Annotated in this window: 17 protein-coding genes and 1 pseudogene; all 18 read left to right on the plus strand. The window is 53.2% G+C overall.

Going from position 1 to position 23,613, the window contains the following annotated elements; translation table 11 throughout:
• Positions 1 to 116 precede the first annotated feature (116 nt).
• The 18 genes and pseudogenes from ACFSR7_RS08800 to ACFSR7_RS08885 all read left to right on the plus strand — a co-directional run bounded on the left by ACFSR7_RS08800 (position 117) and on the right by ACFSR7_RS08885 (position 23,596).
• Positions 117 to 254 (plus strand): hypothetical protein, encoded by a 138-nt coding sequence (locus ACFSR7_RS08800; RefSeq protein ID WP_378160629.1) that lies wholly within the window; start codon positions 117 to 119, stop codon positions 252 to 254.
• A complete protein-coding gene (locus ACFSR7_RS08805) occupies positions 239 to 649 on the plus strand; it encodes a hypothetical protein (protein ID WP_378160631.1) in 411 nt (136 codons plus the stop codon). The genes ACFSR7_RS08800 and ACFSR7_RS08805 overlap by 16 nt, the downstream gene beginning before the upstream one ends.
• A gap of 19 nt (positions 650 to 668) precedes the next feature.
• Positions 669 to 802, plus strand: a pseudogene (locus ACFSR7_RS08810) (transposase); the annotation flags it as partial.
• 269 nt (positions 803 to 1,071) lie between these two features.
• A complete protein-coding gene (locus ACFSR7_RS08815; RefSeq protein WP_378160633.1) occupies positions 1,072 to 1,587 on the plus strand; it encodes a P-loop nucleotide/nucleoside kinase family protein in 516 nt (171 codons plus the stop codon).
• Positions 1,588 to 1,608: 21 nt separating this feature from the next.
• Complete coding sequence (locus tag ACFSR7_RS08820; protein WP_378161180.1) at positions 1,609 to 2,019, plus strand: hypothetical protein; 411 nt, start codon at positions 1,609 to 1,611, stop codon at positions 2,017 to 2,019.
• A 316-nt stretch (positions 2,020 to 2,335) separates the two neighbouring features.
• Positions 2,336 to 4,372, plus strand: a complete 2,037-nt coding sequence (locus tag ACFSR7_RS08825; protein WP_378160635.1) for a PKD domain-containing protein — start codon at positions 2,336 to 2,338, stop codon at positions 4,370 to 4,372.
• Between the two features lie 128 nt (positions 4,373 to 4,500).
• The gene (locus ACFSR7_RS08830) at positions 4,501 to 6,222 is read left to right on the plus strand and encodes a sensor histidine kinase (protein ID WP_378160637.1); all 1,722 of its coding nucleotides are present in this window, start codon (positions 4,501 to 4,503) and stop codon (positions 6,220 to 6,222) included.
• A gap of 4 nt (positions 6,223 to 6,226) precedes the next feature.
• Positions 6,227 to 7,837 carry a response regulator transcription factor gene (locus tag ACFSR7_RS08835; protein WP_378160639.1) on the plus strand — a complete coding sequence of 537 codons (1,611 nt, stop codon included), beginning with the start codon at positions 6,227 to 6,229 and terminating at the stop codon, positions 7,835 to 7,837.
• Between the two features lie 262 nt (positions 7,838 to 8,099).
• The gene (locus ACFSR7_RS08840) at positions 8,100 to 9,845 is read left to right on the plus strand and encodes an extracellular solute-binding protein (RefSeq protein ID WP_378160641.1); all 1,746 of its coding nucleotides are present in this window, start codon (positions 8,100 to 8,102) and stop codon (positions 9,843 to 9,845) included.
• A gap of 109 nt (positions 9,846 to 9,954) precedes the next feature.
• Positions 9,955 to 10,875, plus strand: coding sequence for an ABC transporter permease (locus tag ACFSR7_RS08845; RefSeq protein ID WP_378161155.1), 921 nt, complete (start codon positions 9,955 to 9,957; stop codon positions 10,873 to 10,875).
• 22 nt (positions 10,876 to 10,897) lie between these two features.
• Positions 10,898 to 11,782 (plus strand): carbohydrate ABC transporter permease, encoded by an 885-nt coding sequence (locus tag ACFSR7_RS08850; RefSeq protein ID WP_378160643.1) that lies wholly within the window; start codon positions 10,898 to 10,900, stop codon positions 11,780 to 11,782.
• A gap of 58 nt (positions 11,783 to 11,840) precedes the next feature.
• A complete protein-coding gene (locus ACFSR7_RS08855) occupies positions 11,841 to 12,917 on the plus strand; it encodes a family 43 glycosylhydrolase (protein ID WP_378160645.1) in 1,077 nt (358 codons plus the stop codon).
• Entirely contained in the window at positions 12,910 to 15,345 is a 2,436-nt protein-coding gene (locus tag ACFSR7_RS08860) for a glycoside hydrolase family 3 N-terminal domain-containing protein (RefSeq protein WP_378160647.1), read from the plus strand. Before ACFSR7_RS08855 ends, ACFSR7_RS08860 begins: the two co-directional genes overlap by 8 nt.
• 23 nt (positions 15,346 to 15,368) lie before the next feature.
• Positions 15,369 to 16,277 (plus strand): nucleoside hydrolase, encoded by a 909-nt coding sequence (locus ACFSR7_RS08865; protein WP_378160649.1) that lies wholly within the window; start codon positions 15,369 to 15,371, stop codon positions 16,275 to 16,277.
• 112 nt (positions 16,278 to 16,389) lie between these two features.
• Positions 16,390 to 18,789 (plus strand): family 78 glycoside hydrolase catalytic domain, encoded by a 2,400-nt coding sequence (locus tag ACFSR7_RS08870; protein ID WP_378160651.1) that lies wholly within the window; start codon positions 16,390 to 16,392, stop codon positions 18,787 to 18,789.
• A gap of 29 nt (positions 18,790 to 18,818) precedes the next feature.
• Positions 18,819 to 19,736, plus strand: coding sequence for a nucleoside hydrolase (locus ACFSR7_RS08875; RefSeq protein WP_378160653.1), 918 nt, complete (start codon positions 18,819 to 18,821; stop codon positions 19,734 to 19,736).
• A 166-nt stretch (positions 19,737 to 19,902) separates the two neighbouring features.
• Positions 19,903 to 20,340: a hypothetical protein gene (locus ACFSR7_RS08880; RefSeq protein ID WP_378160655.1), complete on the plus strand. Its 438-nt coding sequence runs from the start codon at positions 19,903 to 19,905 to the stop codon at positions 20,338 to 20,340.
• Between the two features lie 172 nt (positions 20,341 to 20,512).
• A complete protein-coding gene (locus ACFSR7_RS08885; protein WP_378160657.1) occupies positions 20,513 to 23,596 on the plus strand; it encodes a hybrid sensor histidine kinase/response regulator in 3,084 nt (1,027 codons plus the stop codon).
• Positions 23,597 to 23,613 lie beyond the last annotated feature (17 nt).

Raw genomic sequence — 23,613 nt, forward strand, 5'->3', positions numbered from 1 at the left:
TGCCCAAGTGTGCCCTGAAAATAAAGTGTTAGACTGAAAAATAAAGGATTAGACCTTGAAAATAAAGTTATAGACTGGCAACCGGCATTAAGCTCCTAACGGGCAGCATTCCTATAATGCAGGTCAAAGACGGACGGTACGCCGTACCTAGCCTGCCGCAGGGCGTTTACGCGGAACTGCGAGAGGCGACGAAGATTCGCGACCATCTGTCGACCGATCTGTGCGTGGTGCAGGGCGCATGCATAACTGGCTAGACCGCTATTTTCCTGAGTTCCTGACGGTGTTCAAGGATTGGGAATGCAAATCGGCCATACAACTGCTTAAGCTTAAACTTCTGCCGGCTGAGATCGTGCAAATATCAGACGAGAACCTGCTGGAGCATATGAGACAGGTAACCAAGCGCGGCGCCGGTCTGAGCCGGATTTACCGCCTGAAAGAGGCAGCGCGCCGCTCTATAGGCATAGAACAGGGTAAGGAATTGGCCAAGATGGAATTGCATCTGCTGCTTACGCAGTACGAATTTCTTCAGGAGCAATTTACCGAGTTGCATGCAAAAATGGATGAGCTCTTGGAGAAGATTCCGAGCAGCAAGCAGCTTTTAGCCATGAAAGGGATTCGGACGCGATACGGCTGTAGGATTCCTCGCTGAAGTCGGGGACATTCAGCAGTACCGGCATCCCAGGCAATCAGCAAGTTGGCCGGCTTGAACCTGAGAGAGAATACGTCCGGTCAGCATAAAGGTCAGACGAAGATTAAGAAGCGCGGCAGAGAAAAGGGCTACGAGCCTTACTTTTCCGAGTAGTGATGCCGTTAGTGGCGAAGAATCCAGCCTTTAAGGCACTTCATGAATACTACCCAACATGAACGGATAAGCGCCTCTTTATGTTGATAACCGTTCCAAACAGTCTCTCGAGAATGAAGCATTCTTGAGAATAAGCGAGCAATTCGGAGAAAAGCGTTTGCTCATAGAGGGAGTTTAGCGTAATAAAGGTATCATCGAAAGCTGGTAGAATAATGATGCAAGACAAGGTAGAAGGCTTCATTCAGATAGTAATGAAGGGGGAAATCTAAATGTTGTATATCTTTGGTGGGTTGCCAGGTACCGGCAAGTCTACGTTATCAGCTGCTTTGGCCAGGGAAATTCGGTCTACGTATCTTCGGGTCGATGTCGTGGAACAGGCTATGCGAGTTGCCGGTGTCAAGATTGACGGACCTGAAGGTTACATCGTGTGTTACGAGATTGCGAAGCAGAATCTCCGGTTAGGCCTCGATGTGATAGCAGACACGGTCAATTCCATTCAAATAACACGTCAATCTTGGCGCAACGTGGCGGAATCTTTTGAAATTCCGTTTGTCGAAATCGAAGTGGTTTGCTCCGACGAACATGAGCACAAACATAGAGTCGAAACGCGTGTAGCTGATATTCTCGGCTTTGTTCTACCCACCTGGGAGCAGGTCAGGAACCGACAGTACGATGTTTGGGATCGTGATCACATCGTCATCGATACAGCTCATCAAACTGTGGCAGAAAGCTTGTCGGCGTTATGTGAACTGCTGGGACTGCAGAGTAAATCGTTAATGGATTGAACTCCTGACGAGGAACGTTAGTTGAACAAAGACAGCGGCAGTCTAAGACTTTATTTTCAGGTCTTGGTCCGCCGCTGCTTCATTTTTATTGTCAGTCTATATAGAACTTTATTTTTACTGGAAAACAACAAGTTCAATCCTTCTGTAGAAACGCTTATACAACTTATTCGTAAATATAATGTGGATTTAAAATGGATTTTATTAGGAAAGAAGGGGTTTATTGGTAAGGTGTTTAAGGGTCCCGTAAGCGGCCAGCGAGCGGATACAAAAACAAACCAAGGAGACTACAACATGAATTCTACTCAAAACGAGCGAATTACTCAAATCACAGCCACGACCCTAACCGTCGGAGTGGACATCGCTAAATTTAAACACGTGGCTCGAGCCGAGGATTTCAGAGGAGTAGAAGTTGTGTGGTGTCATATATCCTGAGAAAACAAAAGTGAAAATGCTTGATTTATAAAGTGGCGTTTTCACAATTCCTGATGCTGAATGTCGTCGTGTTAGCCATATAACCCCGCGTTGATCATAATTTCTCTACCAGTCGGCGGGCCGGAGAGGAAAGGGAAAGGGAAAGGAGGGGCTAAAGCTTCTAACTGCAACAATTCACAAACGAAAGTGCACAATCCAAACAAAATCCAATAGGTCTTTGATTTGCTCTCTTATATACTAAATCCCGAGAGATCTCTTATCGTTCTATCGCGTGTCGTTGATTTGGAAAGCGCATTCAATGAACAGGAGGAGTTACATGATTTTCTCGGGAAAACGAGTACGCAAAGCTGCGGTGAGCGTTCTGGCTATCGTTGCGCTTAACGCGATGTTGATACCAGGCATCGGCGCTTCAGCCACAGAAGACGCACCTGTGGCACCTCTGAGTTCCAACGTATCTAATTTGGTTACGGCGGAAAGCTTGGATCCATTGTATAACCATCCCGTTATCGACAGCGAAACGGATCTCGCTAAACCGGTGCCTCATCACAAAGTGTCGGGCCACTTCGAAGGGACGGACAAAAAGTTTGCCTTTTACTTCCCGGCAAAGAGCAAATTTGCCGGACGATTTTTCCAAAACGTATATCCGCTGCAGGATGAGCGGGCAACCGACGTGAATGTCAGCTTCGGCGCGGATAGCGGAGCTTATACCGTGCAAACGAACGGCGGGGGCGGTTACCGGGTCGATGCCGCGGCGGCCAAGTTTTCTAAAACAGTAGCGGCCGACTACTATGGCTGGCCGGGCCGGATCTATGGCTATATTTATGGCGGCAGCGGAGGCTCTTATCAGACGATCGGCGCGTTGGAGGGCAGCGAAGGCGTATGGGATGGAGCCGTGCCCTATATCACCGGCGTTCCGACTTCGATCCCCAACAATTTCTTCATACGGGCATTCGCGCGTTTCGTCTTAGAGAAGAAGGCGCCTCAAATCGCGGACGCGGTGAGCCCCGGGGGCAGCGGGAATCCATACGCCGGCCTCAATAGTATGGAGAAAGCCGTTCTGCAGGAGGTCACGAAGCTAGGCGTTCCGCTACGGGCCTGGGAAGATTATAACTACTTGCTCGGGTTGCACGATGCCGAAGGATTGCTTGGATTTTTGACAGTTCTACGCAGCATTGATCCCTCTTTTGTTGAGGATTTTTGGAATAAACCCGGCTATCTGGGTACGGAGCAATCGGCGCTTGGCGAGCTGTTCCGTTCGTCGAAGGTCGACACCGCCTCCACGATCGCGATAGTCGCGCGCGATGCGCAAAACGCCGTAACGAGCTTTAAGCTCGATCAGGTGCCGGCTTTGACGACACCGGCGTATTGGCTCGACTTCACCTTGCTTGCAGCCGACGGGACGACACCGGTCGGGAAGCTGTCAGGTTCAATCGATCCGGCGACGAAGGTGTTCACCATCGGTGCGGGCAATGCCGAGAATGTATTATCCTCCGTCGGCGCCGGGGCCAAGCTGAAAATCGATAATCGCTGGTACCTTGCCGCGCTCTCCTATCATCGGCACCAGGTGCCGAAGGCGCTAAGCTACACGGCGTGGAACGCTTTCAGAGCAGCCGACGGTACGCCAATTTATCCGCAGCGTCCTATGGAAATCGGACCAATGATTACGCAAAGCGTATCCGGCGGCGCTGCATACGACGGTAACATCCACGCTAAGGTGATTATGGTCGTCAACCTGTTCGATATGGATGCGTATCCTTGGAATGCCGACTGGTACAGCGCGAGGGTAAAGGAGTCGCTCGGCAATCGTTATGATGACAACTTCCGGGTATGGTATAACGATAACGCGGATCATATCAGTCCTGCCCGTACCCCAAGACTCGTACAATACGACGGTCTTCTCCAGCAAGCGCTGCGGGACGTCAGCGCATGGGTAGAGAAGGGTGGGGCTCCGGCGCGTTCGACTAAGCATGAGGTCGCAGGAGGCCAGGTTACGGTGCCTGCAAAGGCAACGGAGCGCTATGGCATTCAACCGGTAGTTGATTTAACAGTAGGGGGTGTAGCCAGAATCGATGTCGTTGCCGGCCAGACTGTCACATTGACCGCCAAGATTCAGGCGCCGCCCGGAAGCGGAAAGATCGTACGCACTGAATGGGATTTAACCGGCACCGGCGATTACAAGACATGGGCGTTCGGCGCGCCTCGACCGACGGCAAACCTCTCGATGAAATTCAAGTATGCCAAGCCGGGGACCTACTATCCGGCGGTTCGCGTGACTTCCCAGCGCGAAGGAGATACGAAGACGCCGTTCGCGCTGATCCAAAATCTCGACCGCGTTCGTATCGTCGTCCATTAGAGTGCCGTAGATGGAATAGAAGAATGAAGGGAAAGCCGTTTAGCGGCTTTCCCTTTTAATCATAATATCGCTATGATAATCAAAGTCGCATGAAGCGGTTATGATTATGGAGCAGGGGAAGGTAAAAGATGCGGATCATCAAAAAAATAGGCTCGCTCCCCATACTGCCCAAGATTGCGCTGACCTTTCTGGCGGTTCTGACGCCGCTGTTCTACTTAGGACTTCGGATGAACGACGCCGGCGCCGATATTGTCCGCCACGAGATCGCGGGATCCTTGTCTTCGCGCGTAGAGCTGTATATGGACATCCTGGATGGAGACTTTGACCGAACCATACGGCTGCTGCGGGAGTACGTCAATGACGAGGACCTCATGAAGCTAAGCACGACCTCGGATATTATGCCTGTCACCGAACGAACCCGTTCGGTGCTTCGGCTGAAGCAGCAGATGGACTTGCTGAGCCGATCGAGTACGTTTATCGAGAATGCGCAGGTCTTCATCCCCAGAATGAACCGGACCGTAGCATCCTATTCGAATTCGATCGTCGATTTCGACGAAGAGATGTTCCAGGCGCTGTCGGAGCCGTTAAATCCGCTTGAAGCCCCTTTCCTTATCTGGAATAATCGCGTATTCGTGACGATGCCGTACGGTTACCTGGATCATTCGCCGTTGTTTCTCATTGCCGTAGAGATTTCCGGCGATGAGATCTCCGCCCAGCTTAAACAGTTCGCGCTGGAGGATAGCATTGCCGTTCTAGCGAGCAATCGAATGGTTTGGTCGTCATTAGGCGGGAACGCTCCGGATGTGGACAATGAAACGAAGGACTTGCTGTACAAGGCGGAGGAAGGCGACCGTAGAGTCGTGATCGACAAACGGGATTATTTGCTGTCAGTCAAAAAGTCGGAGATTTTGAATTCGAAGTTGCTGATGGTGGTACCGTCTAAAAAGGTGGAACGTCCGCTCGACAGGTACCGCAGTTGGGTATTCGTCCTATACGGTGTCGCTGTGCTGGTCATCGTCGCTTTCTCGTTCGGCATGTACCGCATCATTCACCGGCCGCTCAGGCTGCTTGTCCGATCGTTCAGGAAAATCGAGCAAGGCCGATTCGACGTGTCCATCGATTACCCGTTCCAAGACGAATTCGGCTATCTCTATCGGCAGCTGAATGCGATGATTCGGGAGCTGAAGCGGTTAATACAAGAAGTTTACGAGCAGCAATACCGGATTCGTCTTGCCGAATTAAAGCATCTTCAGTCTCAAATTAATCCCCATTTTTTATACAATACGTTTTTTATTTTGTACCGTATGGCCAAGCAGGACGGCAACGAGCGGATTATGGGACTGACGAAGCATCTCGGCGATTATTTTCAGTTCATCACGAGGGACGACGTGGAGGAAGTCGCGCTGGTCAGCGAAGCGGCGCACGCCAGGTCGTATACGGAGATTCAAGCCATTCGATTTTCCAACCGCATTGCGGTCCGATTCGCCGACGTGCCGAAGGAAGCGGAGCAGCTTCCCGTGCCGCGGCTCATCTTGCAACCGATTATCGAGAACGCGTTCGTGCATTCGTTGGAAAAAAGGGCAAAGGGCGGCTTGCTCGAAGTCGATTTTCACATTACAGAATCCGAACTGTTGATCCGCGTGGAAGACAGCGGCGGGATCGAGGAAGCGAAGATCGTCCAGCTGCAGGCGCTGCTAAACGGTCAGCAGGACGTAACGGTCACGACGGGCATGATTAACGTGCACAGAAGGCTGCAGATTAAATTTGGCGAATCGGCGGGACTGCGCCTCGGCAAAGGCGCCCTCGGCGGACTCCAAATCATCGTTGCGATCCCCTTGCAAGGAGGTTAACCCCATGTACCGATTACTGATCGTCGACGACGAACCGTTTACCGTCGATGGGTTATACGAGATGCTGTTGGATGAACCGGATATGGAACTGGATATTTACCGGGCTTATTCCGGAGAGGAAGCGATGGACTGGCTGGCCCGTACGAAAATGGACATCGTATTAAGCGACATCCGTATGCCCGAGATGGACGGTCTGGAGCTGCAGCGACGGATACAGTCCCGTTGGCCGCGCTGCAAGGTAATCTTCCTGACGGGCGTGAACGATCTCCAGTTCGCGCAGCAAGCACAGCGCGGAGGGGGCGTAGACTATATCCTGAAAACCGAAGGCGACGAAGCGATCGTCAATAGCATTCGACGCGCTTCGAGCGCGATCCAGGAAGACCTCCGCAACGACGACATCCTTGTCCGGGCAAAGGGCCAAAAGAAGGAATTGCTCCCGATGCTGCGGCGCGAATGGTTTACGGCGCTCGTGGACGAGGGCGGACCCGCGACCGATAACCTGCCTGCACGGCTGCTGGAGCTTGACGCGCCGCTCCTTTCCCAGGAGGCGGTGACGCTTGTATGCGGCCGCGTCGATCGCTGGGATGAAAAGTATCGTTTGTCCGACCGATCGCTGCTCTTATATGCGGTTCAAAATATTGCCGAAGAGTTCATGGACCGGGTTGTCATGCTCCCTGTCATGCTTGACGGCGCCTACTTCGCGTGGATGCTTCAGCCGAAGGAAGCGAGCGATGCGGCGTGGGACGAGTTGCCGACTTACATCCAGGGAACGCTGGAAAGCATACAACAAACGTGCAGGGCTTTGTTGCAAATACCGGTTTCGTTTATTAGTTACGGAAACAGGGCTGCCTGGGAGGATATCGCTAAGATCTTCCACCTGTTGAAGCAAAACCTGATCCTGGGTCTCGGCAACGGTCAAGAAATGATTCTTCTCTATCGTGAGGAAAAAAACGCGACGCCGCCTTCGGAGGTACCCGCGATGGCCATGAACAGGATCGAGAACGCCGTCGAGACAGGGTTTAAGTCGCTATACTTGGAGTCGCTGAACGAGCTGTTCCGGAGACTGCCGAATCAATTCGCCGTTTATGCGCAGACCTATTACGCCGTCGCGGTTATTTTGCTCAATCAATGGAACAGAAGGAATCCGGGCGGTACGGATAGCGAAGCGGATGCCGACGCGACGCTCCGAAGACTGCTTGACATAAACGCGCACAAGACAAAGGAGCAGGCAGTACTATTTTTGAGCGACATGGGCTGCAATCTGATTCGGCACGGGAAGCAAGAGCAGGATGAACGAACGGAACGGATCATCGGCAAACTCAACCGTTACATCGCGGAACATTTAAACAAAGATCTTTCGCTGGCCTTGCTGGCGGACGTCGTTTACTTGAATCCGTCGTATTTGTCCAATCTGTACAAGACCTATACCGGACGCAACATTTCCGACTACATCACGGAACTGAGAGTAGAGCGGGCGAAGGGATTGCTGTCGGAATCTCAAGCGAAGGTACAAGAAATCGCGTTGGCGGTCGGCTTCGATACGGCGGGTTACTTTACACGATTTTTTAAAAAGCATGTCGGCGTCACACCGCAGGAATACCGGAGCCGATTGTAGGCGTGACGTTCGGCGCCATACCGATAACTAACCACACGGTTGTATTTTATTGCGCGGATCGCATATCGTGATTCCCCGTGGAAAGCCTAATTTCGGGCTTTCTTTTTTATTTCGCCCGGCGCGTAAAGTTCCGGGAGAGCGAACTCATAAACGAAAGTACAGGATACAAACAGAGTGCAATATACGCTAAAGAGCCGCTTCACTATACTGAAATCAAGAGATCTCTCGATATTCTCTAAAACTTAACCAGGGGGAACAAAGGATGAAAAAACGCGGAGGAACGTTGGCTGTATCCGGTCTGTTGGCCCTTAGCTTAGCTGTAAGCGCATGCAACAATTCGAATGACGAGTCTGCGAATAACGCCGGCAAAGAGGGGAGTTCCGCTACGGGGACAGCCTCTGCGGCGGAATCCGTTAATCCGGAGGATTTGTATTTAGGGAAGTACGAGGAGCCGATCGACGTATCGACGGTACGCATTCTCAGCCCTTCGGTCAAGTTCGTGGGCGGAGAAACGATCAATAAAAACGTGTGGTACACCGAATACGCGAACAAGCTTGGTATTAACCTCACAAACGAATGGTCCGTGGTGGGAGATGAGCCGGGCGGCCAAGGCGAGCAAAAGATGAATGTCTCGATCGCATCCGGAGACTTGCCGGACATCGTTCCGCTGAATGCCTCGCAGCTACGACAATTAGCGGATGCGGGCAAGCTTGCAGACTTGACGGAAATTTATGATAAATATGCGAGTCCGCGTACGAAAGATGTCCTGACTTCATCAGGTCCTGAAGCACTTCAATCCGCTACGTTTGATGGAAAGTTGCTCGCGATTCCGGCCCCGACGTCCAAAATCGATCAAGCGCCAATGATTTGGGTCCGCGCAGACTGGATGAAGAAACTGGGACTTCAACCGCCCAAGACGATGGATGATGTCTTCAAGATCATGGATGCGTTCGTCAACCAGGATCCTGACGGCAACGGAAAGAAAGATACGTACGGCATGGCGATGGACAAGGATCTGTACGGGTTTTTCGACGGGCTGGAAGGTTTCTTCAATAGCTATCATGCGTACCCGCGCCAACAAGGAAAAGCGAATTGGGTTCAAGCTAAAGACGGCAGCTTACAATTCGGCAGCATCCAGCCGGAAGTCAAGACTGCATTGGGCAAGCTGCAGGAGCTGTATAAGAAAGGATACATCGATCCGGAATTCGGCGTAAAAGATTGGAACAAGGAGAAGGAGCTAATCGTTGCAGGCAAGATCGGACTATGGTTTGGCAACATGCCGGCCCCGCTTGTGTTACAAGATCTTAAGAACGCCGATCCGAATGCGGATCTGATGCCGTACCCGCTCGTATCCGTCGATGAGCAGCCAGCAAAAGCGGAAGTGCCGGGCATTAATCTTAAAACGCCGCAATATCTGGCGGTGAGGAAGGATGCGAAGCATCCGGAAGCGTTGCTCAAGATGATCAACCTGTTCTTTGAAGTCAGCTACGGAAAAACGTATACGCAGGAACAGGTCGACAAATTGGTAACAAGCCCTGTTGATGGCATCGAGCGCTGGACGTATTCCATCTTCACGGCGGAACCGGAAAAGAATCTGAATACGCATCGCTTAATGAAACAAATTTTCACGAGCAAAGAGAAGACTGAAGCGGACGTAACCGTCGAACAGATGGGCGCTTATCGCAGCGTGAAGAAAGCGGTGGACGGACAGAAAATGGAGACGATCGACTGGGCCTTGAACCGTGTATTCGCCCCGGCGGATTCTTCCTTCAATGTCATCGATAATTATGACAAGAATGGCTTACTGCTGCCAAGCGCCTTTCCCCAGGTCATGACGGAAACGATGACGAAGCGTGATTCTACGCTGCTAAAACAAGAACTCCAGACATTTACGAACATTATTTTGGGTGAACCGCTCGACAACTTCGATAAATTCGTAGAAAACTGGAAAAAGCTCGGCGGCGATGAAATGACGAAGGAAGTTAATGAGTTGTTGCGCTCCAAATAACGGAAGCCTCGATCCGAATTCTGTCCTCATTGGGGACAGAATTCGGCCCTATGGGCAAGAAAGGAAGATCGCCGTGTTGAATAAAGTGACTGAAGACCGGTTAGCCATCATGGAATCGGTGGCCAAGCCGGGGAAAAAACGGGCTTGGAAATTTCAATTACCCTTGCATTTCATGATCTTGCCGGGGATGATATTGATTCTCGTCTACAGCTATGGTCCCATGCTCGGTTCCGTTATCGCATTTCAGGATTTTAACCCTGCTCGCGGCATATTGGATTCCAAGTGGAGCGGCCTAGATAATTTTCGCTATGTTCTGGCACTGCCCGGATCGATTCAGATCATCTGGAATACGCTCATTATTGCGGTCATGAAAATTATAGTCGGTTTGATCGTTCCGATCGTGGTTGCTTTGCTCCTTAATGAAATTCGCAAGGAATTTTTTAAGCGAACGATTCAGACATTGGTTTATTTGCCTCACTTTTTATCATGGATCATTCTTGGCGGAGTATTAATCGATATTTTATCCCCATCGAATGGAATCGTAAACCAAACGTTGAAGGGGATCGGTATCGATCCTATCTATTTCTTAGGCAGTAACGAATGGTTCCGTCCTGTTCTGGTCGCATCGGACGTGTGGAAGGAATTCGGATTTAATACCATTGTCTATTTGGCCGCGCTGACCGGCATTAATCCTACCTTGTACGAAGCGGCGGTAATCGACGGCGCGAATCGGTGGAAGCAGACGTTGTACGTTACTTTGCCAGGTATGGCGCCGATCATCATTTTGACAGCAACGCTGGCTTTGGGCCAAGTCCTTAATGCCGGCTTCGATCAAGTATACAATTTGTATAGTCCTCAAGTTTATGAAACAGGCGATATTATCGATACGTTCGTATACCGGATTGGCATCGTTGATGCACAGTATGGGGTAGCGACAGCCGTAGGTCTTTTCAAATCGGCCGTTTCTCTGATTCTGCTTTCGACGTCTTACTTCCTTGCCTACCGTTTCGCCAACTACAGGATATTCTAAGAGGGAGAGAGGTCGAACAATCATGGTGGAACGCTTATCGCCGAGCCGTAAAATGTTTACCGGGTTTAATTACGTTTTCCTAGCTCTGTTGTCCATCCTGTGCATCTTACCGCTCGTTCATGTGCTGGCCGTATCGTTCAGTTCCAGTTCTGCGGCTGCCGCAGGCTCCGTTAAGCTATGGCCGGTCGACTTTACGCTGGAATCTTATAAGTACGTGCTGGGAAAAGAAGAATTTTTTCAGTCAATTCTGGTGACGATCAAACGAGTTGTCGTCGGCTTGTCCATCAATATGGTGCTTACGATCCTAGTCGCTTATCCCCTGTCCAAAGATGTAAGCAAATTCCGGGGACGGACGCTATATGCTTGGGTATTTGTTTTTACGATGCTCTTTAACGGCGGACTTATTCCGTTATATATGATGGTGAAATACACCGGCATTCTCGATTCCGTATGGGCGCTTGTATTGCCGCAAGCGGTTCCGATCTTTAATATGATCCTCTTGCTCAATTTCTTCCGAGGCTTGCCGAAGGAATTGGAGGAAGCAGCCTTCATAGATGGTGCCGGCCATTGGACGACGCTTTGGAAAGTATATGTGCCGTTATCTGCACCGGCTTTAGCCACGATCACGCTGTTCACCATGGTTTTTCATTGGAACTCCTGGTTTGACGGGTTGATTTTTATGAATTCACCGCATCATTATCCTTTGCAGAGTTACCTCCAAACCGTGGTCATCCAGCAGAATTTTACTTCCGCAAGCCTAGAGACGATCGCGGAGCTGTCGAAGATCAGCGATCGCACCTTCAAGTCGGCGCAAATCTTCCTCGGCTCGCTCCCGATTTTGCTCGTATATCCGTTCCTGCAGCGGTTTTTCATGAAAGGGATCGTACTCGGCAGCGTAAAAGAATAGCTATTAACCTTATCGTCGCCGATTTTCCCTAACTACTTTGAAAGAGGAGCGTTTTCCATTGGCATACGATGCGATTAAACCGGGCCAGGTATGGCTGGATACCGAAGGCAAACGAATCCAGGCCCATGGCGGATCTATTATTACGGTAGGCGACACGTTCTATTGGTACGGAGAAAACAAAGAAAAGACGACGGCAGGCAGCGGAATCTGGCACTGGGGAGTCAGATGTTACGCGTCGAAAGACTTGTATAACTGGGAAGATAAAGGCCTTATTATTCCTCCTGACGTAGATCACGCGGATTCCCCGCTTCACCCCGCCCAATATATGGACAGGCCGCATATTATTTTTAACCCGTCTACGCAAAAATTCGTGTGCTGGATGAAAATCATGAGACAAAACGGCCAGAAGTCTACGATTCTGACAGCCGACCGCATCCTGGGTCCCTACACCGTCGTCAAACAAGATATCCGGCCGTTAGATATGGGCGCCGGCGATTTCGATTTGGTCGTCGCGCCGGACGGCAAAGCCTATTATTACTTTGAAAGAGTCCACACCGAACTCATCTGTGCCGACTTGACGGCCGACTATACGGACGTAACCGGCTATTACTCTACGCATTTTCCTAACGTTCAGCCGCCTTACGTGCGGGAAGCGCCTGCGTATTTTTATCGAAAAGGGCTGCACTATTTATTCACTTCCGGAACGACCGGCTATCATCCGAACCCATCGGAGGTCGCTTGCGCGAAAACCTTCCATGGACCGTGGGAGGTCCTGGGCGATCCGCATCCGGACGACCGCTCCCGCACGTCATACAACTCGCAAATTACGTCCGTCTTTAAGCACCCTTTCAAAAAGGACTTGTATATCGCGCTCGCGGATCGGTGGATCCCGAATCTGCCGGAGCTTGCAGGCAATCGTTTTGCCGACGGAACCCAATCCCGGATCGCGGCAGACCTGTATAGATCGATCTTTGACCCGGCAATCGACTATCAGTTGAAGGACGAAGATCAACTGCCCGTATCGCTCGATTTGGATACATGCCGTTCCGATTATGTATGGCTTCCGGTCCGATTCGATGGGAAGATGGCCTATCTGGACTGGAAGGAAGAATGGAGAATCGAAGATTATGAGTAACCTCTATTTGGATTCTTCTCTGCCTGCGCACGAGCGTGCGGCGGATTTATTGCAGCGAATGAGCATAGAAGAGAAAATGGGTCAAATCGTCGGCTATATGCCGGACAAAGGGTCGATCGAAAGGCTGGAGCTGGACTATCCCCAAGGCGCCGGGGAAGTCGTTATGTTATTCGCGGGAGAGCTGGAGAATAAGGAATCCGTCGCGGACAAGGTCACCCGCATCCAGAACAAGATTATGGAATTAAGCGAACATCGCATTCCCGCTATTTTTCATCTTGAAACGTTAGCGGGCGCGCTGCTCCCGGAAGCGACGAGCTTCCCGACTGGAATCGGTCAAGCCTCCACCTGGAATCCCGCGCTTCAGAAGGAGCTGGCCAAGGTCATTAGCAGTCAGGCCCGGGCCGTCGGCGTTTCCCATGCGTTCGCGCCGGTGCTCGACATTGCCCGCGATCCGCGCTTCGGTCGCATGGGAGAGACGTACGGGGAAGACCCTGCGCTGGCTGCGGCTATGGGAACGGCTTACGTGTCGGGCTTGCAAAATGACGGAAACCTCCAAGAAGGGGTATTAGCCTGCGCCAAACATTTTCTTGGCTACCATATGACCCAGGGCGGCATACATGCCGCGGCAACGCCGATTCCTCCGCGCATGCTGCGGGAGGTGTATGCGAAGCCCTTCCAGGCTGCCATGTCCCTTGCGAATATGAAATCGATCATGAATACGTACAGCTCCATCGACGGCGAGCCCGTCGTGAGTTCGAGAAAGTACCTTACCCAGTTTCTGCGTGAAGAAATGGGATTCGGCGGCTTGGTCGTATCCGACTACACCTCCATCTCGGAGCTGCACACGAGGCATGGAGTTGCCGAGACCCGGACGGATGCCGGCGAATTATCCTTAAAGGCAGGAATGGACGTAGAGCTGCCTTCCAAAGACTGCTACAACGACGAATTGACGCAGCGTATTCGAGACGGTCAGGTGGATGTCGAGACGCTTGATCGAGCTGTCCGCCGCGTGTTGATCGCTAAATTCGAATTGGGGTTGTTCGAGAATCCGTATCCGATGCCGAGCGATGCGGCGGAACGGATTTATTCGGACCCCAACCATCAAAAAACGAGTTTGGAAGCGGCGCGTCAATCGATCGTGCTGCTGAAAAATAACGGCGTGCTGCCGTTGCAGAAAACCGCGCGGCACAAAATCGCCGTCATCGGCCACCATGCGGCGTCCGCGCGATCCTTATTCGGCGGCTATTCGTATACGAGCTTATTCGATGCGATGCTGAATGTGGGAAACACGATGGCGGGCGTCGATTTCGAGAAAATTTCAAACCTGGGCGCAAGCGGGTTCGGTTCGGACAACAATCGTTACACTTATCCCGGAAGCATCGTGCAGGTCGAAAGCGCGAAAACGGAGGAGCTCGTCAGAAAGCACTATCCGACGTCCAACAATCTGCTACAGCAGATCATGAAGGCATGCCCGAATGCAGAAGTGACCTACGCTTACGGTTACGCCTATGCAGGAAACGATTCATCCATGCACGAGGAGGCATTGGCGGCGGCAGCGAAAGCCGATGTCGTCGTTCTGACTTTAGGCGGAAAGCATGGCTGGGGCATGTTCTGCACGACGGGCGAAGGCATCGATTCGACGAATATCGGGCTTCCGGAATGCCAGGAGAGCTTCATCCGTAAGTTGGCAGCCTTGAACAAACCTGCCGTTGCGGTCCATTTTGACGGCCGACCGATATCGAGCGACGCGGCCGACCGGCACCTGGACGCCATCATCGAAGCTTGGAACCCGGGGCAGTACGGCGCGGAAGCGGTGACGGATATTCTATTCGGCGATTATAATCCGGCGGGAAGACTGCCTGTTTCGATTGCCTACAATGCGGGACAAGTGCCTCTCTTCTACAATCACGACCACGGTTCGAGCTACCACGTCGGCACGGCCAACGAATACACGAGCTACCTGGATTGCCCTCGCGAACCCCGTTATTACTTCGGTCACGGACTATCGTATACATCGTTCCGATATTCGAACTTGACAGTCAGTAAGGAAACGTACGCGCCCACCGAGCAAGTGAACGTGACAATCGACCTGACGAATACGGGCGAGGTATTCGGCGAAGAAGTGGTTCAACTCTACATCCGGGACAAGTATGCGAGTGTCGTACGTCCCGTTCAAGAGCTGGCCGGATTTCTCAGAGTCCCGCTGCAGCCGAACGAGACGAAAACGGTCCGATTCAGCATGGATCCGAGTCAATTCGCTTTCCTCGATACCGCCATGGCTTGGAAAATCGAGGCGGGCGAATTCGAGGTGATGATAGGCGCTTCCGCTCATGACATCCGGGAGAAAGGCACTTTCCGGATTCGCTCCGATTTGTTCATTGACGGAAAAACGAGAGGCTTTTATGCAGAGGCCAAAATTCAATCCTAAAGCAGAAGCGGAGCAGGATCGATATGAATTTCCAAGTGCCGGAACCGAAACGAGTAAGATTGCTTATGAACACCGACGCCAAGAATGAAGCGGACGACCAATACGCGATCGTACACGCGTTGCTCACGCCGATGTTCGTTCACAAGGGAATCATCGCGGCGCATTTCGGTACCGGGCGGACCGTCGCCTCGATGGAGGAAAGCTACGCCGAAGTCAAACATGTTCTTCGTCTGATGGGGGATGCCGGAGAAGTGCCGGTCTACAAAGGGGCGCCTCACGCGCTAAAGGACGAGCTTACGCCCGTCGTCTCGGAGGGCGCGGAGGCGATTATCCGCGAGGCGCTCTCGGACAATCCTCACCGGCTCTTCGTTGTATTCCTTGGGCCCTTGACCGACTTGGCTTCCGCCTATCTGATGGAGCCTCGCATCGCGGACCGATTGACGGCCATATGGATCGGCGGAGGGCCCTACCCGCACGGAAGGCACGAATTCAACCTGAGCAACGACATTCACGCGGCTAACGTGGTGATGGCATCCCATATCCCGCTTTGGCAGGTACCGCAAAACGTGTATAGCACGATGCGGGTCAGCCTGGCGGAATTGGAAGCCAAGGTGAGACCGCACGGCGAAATCGGGAAGTACCTGTTTGAGCAGCTCATTCAATTCAATGACGACAATGCGCACGGATGGCCAAGAGGTGAGTGTTGGGGATTGGGCGACTCCCCGGTCGTAAGTCTCATTCTCGACGATCTGGAGTACTCGGATGGTTTCGTTCCGATGCCAGCGCCGCGAATTACGCCCGAGATGCATTATGTTCATCATCAAACGGAACGTCTGATCAGGGTCTACCGGAATGTCGACGTCCGGTTTACGCTTGAAGACATGTACGCCAAACTGGCGTTGTTTGCCAAGAAGCAGGCGGCCGCAAAATAAAGGGAAACAGTAAGTAACCCGTCGTAACCGCGGATTGCTTACTATTTTTTTACCGATCTGCGTTCGGTTCACGGGAACAATCTAAATTGCAGGCATCTGAGGAGGAAATGAAATGGAGGAAAATCGAACATGGAATGCCAGATGGATCTGGCATCAAGGCTACCCATGGACGTCGGATCCGGGAGCGCACGAAATGGTTTGGTTCCGCCGCGAGTTTGAGGTCGCTGACCCGCAGCTCGCTCAGCTAGTTGTCGACGTTTCTGCAGACAGTCGGTATCGCTTGTATCTCAACGGGGAATCGGTATCGGTCGGACCCTGCAAGGGCGACCGCTCGACGCATTATTACGAGACGGTAGATTTGAGCGAGCGTCTCATGGCGGGGACGAACGTGCTGGCGGTTCAGGTGCTGCACTTCGCCCCATCCGGACCTCATTTGCTAGGCGTTAGCGGACCGCTTTCGATTCATCGGGCGGTCACCGGCGCGATGATTCTTGAGGGAATATTAATTGAAGGAAACGGACGAACCCAAGCCTTGCATTCGGACGAGAAGTGGCTGTGCAAAAAAATGCCGGGCTTTAAAGTCGTGCCGAGCCCGATCGTCTTCTTTCTCGGCGGGTTTGAGGACACCGACGGCAGCGGCCTGGACCATGGTTGGGAGCTGCCCGGATATGTAGGTCAAGGCTGGGCGAATGCGGTCATTGTCTGCGAGACCGGCGATCGATTCGGCCAGCTGACCCCGTGGCAATTAACGCCGCGCCCCATTCCGCCGATGCGAGAAACGCCTGCCTCGTTCCGAAGCATTACAAAAGCCGACGATCGATCCGCCATCCCTCGCTACGAGGAAATGTTGGAAGGCGAAGGTGCAAGAAACGTAAGCGTGGAAGCTGGCCAATCCATTTGGCTAGAACTCGATGCCGGCGAACTCGTGACCGGCTACGTGACATTGAAGCTGAGGGGCGGCAGAGGGAGCCGTATCAAGCTTCTTTATGCGGAATGCTACGAGGAGCCGACATCGAATCTCCATCATCGAGTCAAAGGGATGCGGGACGATGCGGAAAACGGGATTCTCATCGGAGAAGCGGATTGCTATACCGTGGCCGGCGTGGGTACCGGAGAGAAGGTAGAGCGGTACGAGCCATTCGACTTCCGTACCTTCAGGTATATTAGGCTTGAAGTGGAAGTAAAGGACGAGCCGCTTGAGATCGCGCAGTTATCCTACAGAGACGCGGGGTATCCCTTGGATGTTCAAGCTGCATTCTCCTGTTCGGATCCCGACTACGTTGCGCTTTGGCAACTGTCGTTGAACACACTTCGGCGGTGCATGCATGAAACGTATGAAGATTGCCCGTACTACGAGCAACTGCAATACACGATGGACACGCGTCTGCAAATGATGTTCACGTACGCGGTCAGCACCGACGACAGGCTGGCTCGACGCGCGCTGTTCGATTACCATAGCTCCGCGCTGCCCTCGGGCATGCTGCAGAGCCGTTATCCATCCGAGTATAGACAGGTCATCCCATCCTTCTCGTTATATTGGATTCATATGCTCGACGAGCACTTTTTGCATTTTGGAGATCAAACGCTTATTCGGCGATACGTACCGACGATGACCGGCGTTTTGGATTGGTTTAGAAGAATGCTGACGCCGGACGGGCTTGTCGGTCCGACGCCGCAAGCGTACTGGCCTTATTTCGACTGGTCCAAGGATTGGGAGATCGGCACCCCTCCGGCACATGAAAAAGGTCCGCTCACCCTCCTGAACCAGATGTATGCGGCAGCGCTTCACGCCGCTTCCCGAATATATGGGGCGGTTGGTTGGCAGGATGCCGCGCGCGAAGCGAAGGCGGATGCGAACGCCATAAATGAAGCGCTGATACAGCTGTGTTGGAGACCGGAAATCGGATTGTTCGCGGATGGACCGGAAGCGGGAGACTTTAGCCAACACGCGCAGGTGTGGGGCGTCGTCTGCGGCGCCGTACAAGGAGAAGATGCCGTTCGGTTGCTGGAGCGCACGATCGATCCGCAGGCTGATCGCATGACGCAGCTATCGGTGCCGGCTTCCTATGAGCTGTTCCGTATGCTATCGCGTCACGGGTTGTATGACAAAGCATCCCGCGTCATCGATCGTTGGAAGGCATTTCTCCATTCGCATTTAACGACGCTGCCCGAGGTGACGGACGACAACCATCCGCGCAGCGATTGCCATGCCTGGAGCGCGCTGCCGCTATCGGAGTTTACGGGCGAAATTCTAGGGGTACGTCCCGGCAGGCCAGGGTATGCGGAGATTATTGTCGCGCCTAAGCCATTGCAGCTGACATGGGCGCAAGGCAGCGTTGCAACCCATCGCGGCGCTGTCGAAGTCGAGTGGACGCTGGATGAGGAAACGGTATTCCGAATGACTGGCCATGGTCCGGAAGGGATTCCGCTCACGGTCGTGCTGCCGAATGGAGAGCGGATTGAATTCAAGGACGGAGGAAGGTTCGAAGCGTCAGCCAATCTGAGGGCATAGCTTGAAGAAGACGAATGGAGAGGAACCCCTTGATCTATGATAAATATAACTTTACCGTACCTAACCAGAAAATGATCCGGCTCATCATGGACACGGATGCTAAGAACGAAGCGGACGATCAATACGCGATCGTTCACGCCCTCTTAAGTCCGAAATTCGATAATCGAGGGTTTATTGCCGCGCATTTCGGCGACTGGCTTTCAAAAACAAGCATGGAAGACAGCTATGAGGAAATCGCGAAAATACTGGATTTGATGAAGCTGCCGGACAGCGGCCTGATATTTAAAGGCGCGCCGCGCGCGCTAGCCGACGAATCGACACCGATGCCTTCGGCTGGAGCGGAGCTCATCATCCAAGAGGCGATGTCCGATGATCCGAGGCCATTGTTCGTCGCGTTCTTAGGTCCTCTTACCGATATGGCTACCGCTCTGTTGATGGAACCGCGCATTGCCGACCGATTGACCGTAATCTGGATCGGAGGAGGCGCGTATCCGGCAGGCGAGCCGGAATATAACCTTTGGAACGATATTCACGCGGCAAATGTCGTGTTCAAGTCCAAAGTCCCCGTGTGGCAAGTTCCCAAAAACGTATATCAGCGCGTCATGGTCTCGATGGCGGAGCTGGCATACAGGGTAAAGCCGCATGGAGAGCTTGGGAACTATTTATTCCAGCAACTGGTGGAATTCGGACATACGGAGGCTGCGATCCAGACGGCGATCCGAACCGGCGAATGCTGGTGCTTGGGCGATTCCCCCGTCGTGGGGCTGTTGCTTTGCGACCATGAATATTTGTATGACTGGCTGCCGTCACCCGAATTCGCGCCGGATATGAGATATATTCACGAACGGAATAACCGTCCGATTCGCGTCTACAAAGACGTAAACAGCCGGTTTATCCTGGAGGACTTTTTTATTAAACTCGCTATGTTTACAGAGAACTCGCTATAACCTGAAGGAGCGACATTCGTCAGCTTCGGCAAGAATGCCTTCAACTACAAGGTCAATCTGGCCAATCGCGCAGTCACGGGAGGCATGGGCTTGAGCGATTGAACTGAACGACGAAAAAGTGGTTGCAGTAGCCAACGTCGGCGATACGTCCCAAGGAGAGACATTCGTGCTCGGCAGCAGCTCGTCCTTTGCCGGCTCGTCGGTGCTGGCGGACATTCCCGCGCCGTGGAATACGGTGACCGGCGCCAAGCTGCGCGAGCTGTCGCTCAAATTGCCGCAGAAGCAAATGACGTACACCGCTTCCGCGTCGCAGCCGGTTACGCTTGGCGCCGAGCCGTACGGTACGCTGCCGGCGCAGTCGGCCACCGCGGGCATGTTCCGCTCCCCCTATGCGACGGTCCGGGCCATCGACGGTTTGCGCAACGACGGCGACGCCTGGCAGGGCGGCAAACCGACGGCGGCGGCGCCGCAAACGTTGACCGTCGACTTCGGCGGCGTGTTCCCGGTCGGCGGCATGCAGCTGTTTCCATATACGGACGGCGTCGACAGATGCAATCGGCCACGGCGAATACTGCCGTGGCCGATTTTTGTCGAGCGCCGTTGACCCGGAACCGGGTTGATTGGTTGTTTCGATGCAGCAAATCCCGACGTGGTAGAAAAGATCGTCGATCGCGTTCTACAATGGGAAGAAGAGAAACTCCCGGGTTTGTGAGATTTCCTTGAGCGGCGGATGATAGAATGGGAAGCATTAGTAGGGAGAGGTCTGGAGACATACGATGAGATTACGTCAAAATATAGCGATCGGCATGCTCCTGCTCCTTATCGCGGGCGCATTCCTGGCTATCTATTATCCGACCGTTCCTAGCCGGGAGGCTCCTCGCGCCGTCAGAGGGGAGTTGGATCTGAGCGGCTGGAATTTCGAGAAAAGGGGCTTGGCCGTCCTCGATGGGGAGTGGGGGTTCTACCCTGGCGAACTGGTGACGCCAGAACGCTTCCGTCAAGGCTCAGTTCCTGGCCCCTCCTACTTAAAGGTTCCCGGGACTTGGCGCGGAACCGCCGAGAATGGCCAAGGCATGTCGCGAAGAGGCTACGGCACCTATCGTTTGCGTCTTCGCCTTAGCCCCTCGGATGACATCTACGGAATCAAGGTGACGAGCATCCGTATGGGGCACCGTCTCTATATCGACGGCAAGCTGCTGGGGGAGAGCGGGCAGCCCTCCGAAGCCCGCGCGACGAACAAGCCGGGCAACACGCCTTATACGGCTTATTTTCAACCGAACGGCTCCGAGATCGAGATTGTTCTGCAGGTGTCCAATTACGACTTCGTCACGGGTGGAATCGTCAACTCCCTGCAATTCGGCCTAAGCTCGGACATGACGAAGCTGAATAGCGTCCAAATCGGCACCGATCTCGCGATTAGCCTGGTTCTTGTCATTCTCGGAGCGTATCACATCAGCGTTTACGTACTCGGGAGGAAGGAGAAGGCTTATCTGCTCCTCGGGTCGTACATGCTTATGCTAGGCTTGCAGATGTCGATCTACGGGGAGAAAATCACCCAGCGGATGCTTCCCGATCTGCCGTTCAACCTGGTTTACAAAGCGCTTGAACTGTTCCAATTCCTTGGCGTGGTTCTTATTATCCGGTTATTTTCGATCGTAGAGAACCGGTTGTTCAAGCCGAGAACGAGAAGATGGCTGGAGCTTCCGTTCGCGCTGTATGTTGCGTCCGTCGTGCTTCTTCCCTACCGGGTTCATATCGATTACAAGTATCTCTTCGTCATGTACGAGTCCGTTGCAGTCTTGTACCTGGCGTGCCGATTGATTTATCTCTACGCGCGCAATCCGGCCGAGACGACGGAGAGAACCGAACGCTTCCTGCTGCTGGGCGGCCTATTGACGCTGATGATCTTTTTGTTCGGCATCAGCCTGTACGGGGAGAACATGGTGCCGACCGACCTGGTTGCCAAGTGCGCGCTGCTTGGCTTCATCCTCTTCATGAATCTGCTCCTGGCCGTCCGCGTGTCGAACGCGTACGCCAAGACGGAAGTTCTCTCGAAGCAGCTCGCGCTATCGAATCAATTAAAGGACGAATTTCTGATTCATACGTCGCACGAGCTCAAGACGCCCCTTAACGGGATCTTGAACCTGATCTCCGGCTTGCTGGAAGACGAGGACAGAAGCCTGGGCGCGAGGCAGAAGCAGAGCCTATGGCTTGTGAAGGATACCGCCTCCAAGCTGTCCATGCTGATTCGCGATTTGATCGATGTCACCCATCTGAGGCATGGGGAACTCCGCTTGTATCCGACGGTGGTGGACGTGCGGGTAGCGGTTCAGATCGTTCTTGATATGCTGGCTTTCGAATTGTCGGGCAAGCAGGTTCGCTTCGAGAACGAGGTTCAAGCAGAGACTTGGATGCTCGCGGACGAGAACCGGCTGCGGCAGGTGCTGTATAATCTCGTGCACAACGCGATCAAGCATACCGAGCGCGGATCGGTCATCATCAAGACGTCCATGGACAAGGACAAGGTCATCATATTTGTGGAAGATACGGGGACGGGGATTGAACCGGAGAAGCGTGCGACGCTGTTCCGCGATTACGCCGATACGCAGTCGGCGCTTCTTCCCCGCGACGGTTACGAGAGCATGGGCGTCGGACTCTACATCAGCCGCAAGCTCGTCGAGAGAATGGGCGGAGAGATCGACCTCGATTGGACGGAGCCTGGAATGGGGACGCGTATGAGGTTTTCCCTGCCGGCAGCCAAGAGAATGCCCGATGATCTGGAGGTCGCCGCATCGCGCGAGCGATCGAATCGAATCGAGCCGGAAGCAGGTCCGCTGGATCGGCTCGACGGACATGAGCACACCGTGCTGATCGTGGACGACGAGGCTTCCAACATTCTGACGCTGCGTCAGATGCTCAGACGCCATAAGTTCAACGTAGTGACGGCATTTTCGGCCGAGGATGCAATAAGCAAGCTGCATCAATACCCGAACGTCGACCTGGCGATCGTGGACGTCATGATGCCTCGCATATCGGGAATCGAGCTTTGTCGGCTCATTCGGGAGCGGCGCTCGATTCTCGACTTGCCGATTCTCATCTCCACGGTCAAAGACTCGGCGCGCGACATCGCCCTCGGGTTCCGGTCCGGCGCCAACGATTACGTGACGAAGCCCTTTGACGGAGAAACGCTGATGGCCCGCATCCAAAACCTGATCTCGATGAAGATCTCGATACAAGAGGCGATACTGAGCGAGCAGGCTTTCCACCATGCGCAGATCAAGCCTCATTTTCTATATAACGCACTCAGCAGCATTATCGGATTCTGCTATACGGACGGGGAGAAGGCAGCCTCTCTGCTGTCCGTCCTGAGCCAATATATCCGGCACATCCTGGAGACGGATCGCCGGAAGTCGCTCGTGCCTTTGCAGAGAGAACTGGAGGTTATCGAAGCATACGTGGAGATCGAGAAGGCCCGATTCGGGGAGCGCTTCGACTTTCTCTGCGAGATCGGGGAAGGCTTGATGGAATTCGAGGTGCCGTCCTTATCCATACAGCCGTTTGTCGAGAACGCCATCCGGCACGGTTTGTTCGAGAAGGACGGACCGGGCACGGTCCGGCTCTCGGCTCGTATCGAGGAGAATTATGTCGTCGTGACGATCAAGGATAACGGCGTCGGCATTCCGTACGATCGGATGCAGAAGGTTGCCAAGGGAGAGCCAAGCGAGAGCAGGGGAGGGCACGGTATCGGAATTGCGAACATCCGCAAGCGGTTGGACGGCATTCCCGGGGCGGCGCTAACGTTGCAATCGGAGCGCGGGTCCGGCACGGTCGTGATAATCTACTTGCCCTATCATTCGTAGAAGGCTGGAAGGGAGCG

Origin of the sequence: Cohnella sp. GCM10020058 (genome assembly GCF_042683485.1) — a bacterium.
In the GTDB taxonomy this organism is placed as follows: domain Bacteria; phylum Bacillota; class Bacilli; order Paenibacillales; family Paenibacillaceae; genus Cohnella.

Coding starts and splice junctions, on each gene's coding strand:
- ACFSR7_RS08800 (WP_378160629.1), top strand. CDS start 117: ATGCAGGTCAAAGACGGACGGTACGCCGTACCTAGCCTGCCGCAGGGC.
- ACFSR7_RS08805 (WP_378160631.1), top strand. CDS start 239: ATGCATAACTGGCTAGACCGCTATTTTCCTGAGTTCCTGACGGTGTTC.
- ACFSR7_RS08815 (WP_378160633.1), top strand. CDS start 1,072: ATGTTGTATATCTTTGGTGGGTTGCCAGGTACCGGCAAGTCTACGTTA.
- ACFSR7_RS08825 (WP_378160635.1), top strand. CDS start 2,336: ATGATTTTCTCGGGAAAACGAGTACGCAAAGCTGCGGTGAGCGTTCTG.
- ACFSR7_RS08830 (WP_378160637.1), top strand. CDS start 4,501: ATGCGGATCATCAAAAAAATAGGCTCGCTCCCCATACTGCCCAAGATT.
- ACFSR7_RS08835 (WP_378160639.1), top strand. CDS start 6,227: ATGTACCGATTACTGATCGTCGACGACGAACCGTTTACCGTCGATGGG.
- ACFSR7_RS08840 (WP_378160641.1), top strand. CDS start 8,100: ATGAAAAAACGCGGAGGAACGTTGGCTGTATCCGGTCTGTTGGCCCTT.
- ACFSR7_RS08845 (WP_378161155.1), top strand. CDS start 9,955: ATGGAATCGGTGGCCAAGCCGGGGAAAAAACGGGCTTGGAAATTTCAA.
- ACFSR7_RS08850 (WP_378160643.1), top strand. CDS start 10,898: ATGGTGGAACGCTTATCGCCGAGCCGTAAAATGTTTACCGGGTTTAAT.
- ACFSR7_RS08860 (WP_378160647.1), top strand. CDS start 12,910: ATGAGTAACCTCTATTTGGATTCTTCTCTGCCTGCGCACGAGCGTGCG.
- ACFSR7_RS08865 (WP_378160649.1), top strand. CDS start 15,369: ATGAATTTCCAAGTGCCGGAACCGAAACGAGTAAGATTGCTTATGAAC.
- ACFSR7_RS08870 (WP_378160651.1), top strand. CDS start 16,390: ATGGAGGAAAATCGAACATGGAATGCCAGATGGATCTGGCATCAAGGC.
- ACFSR7_RS08885 (WP_378160657.1), top strand. CDS start 20,513: ATGAGATTACGTCAAAATATAGCGATCGGCATGCTCCTGCTCCTTATC.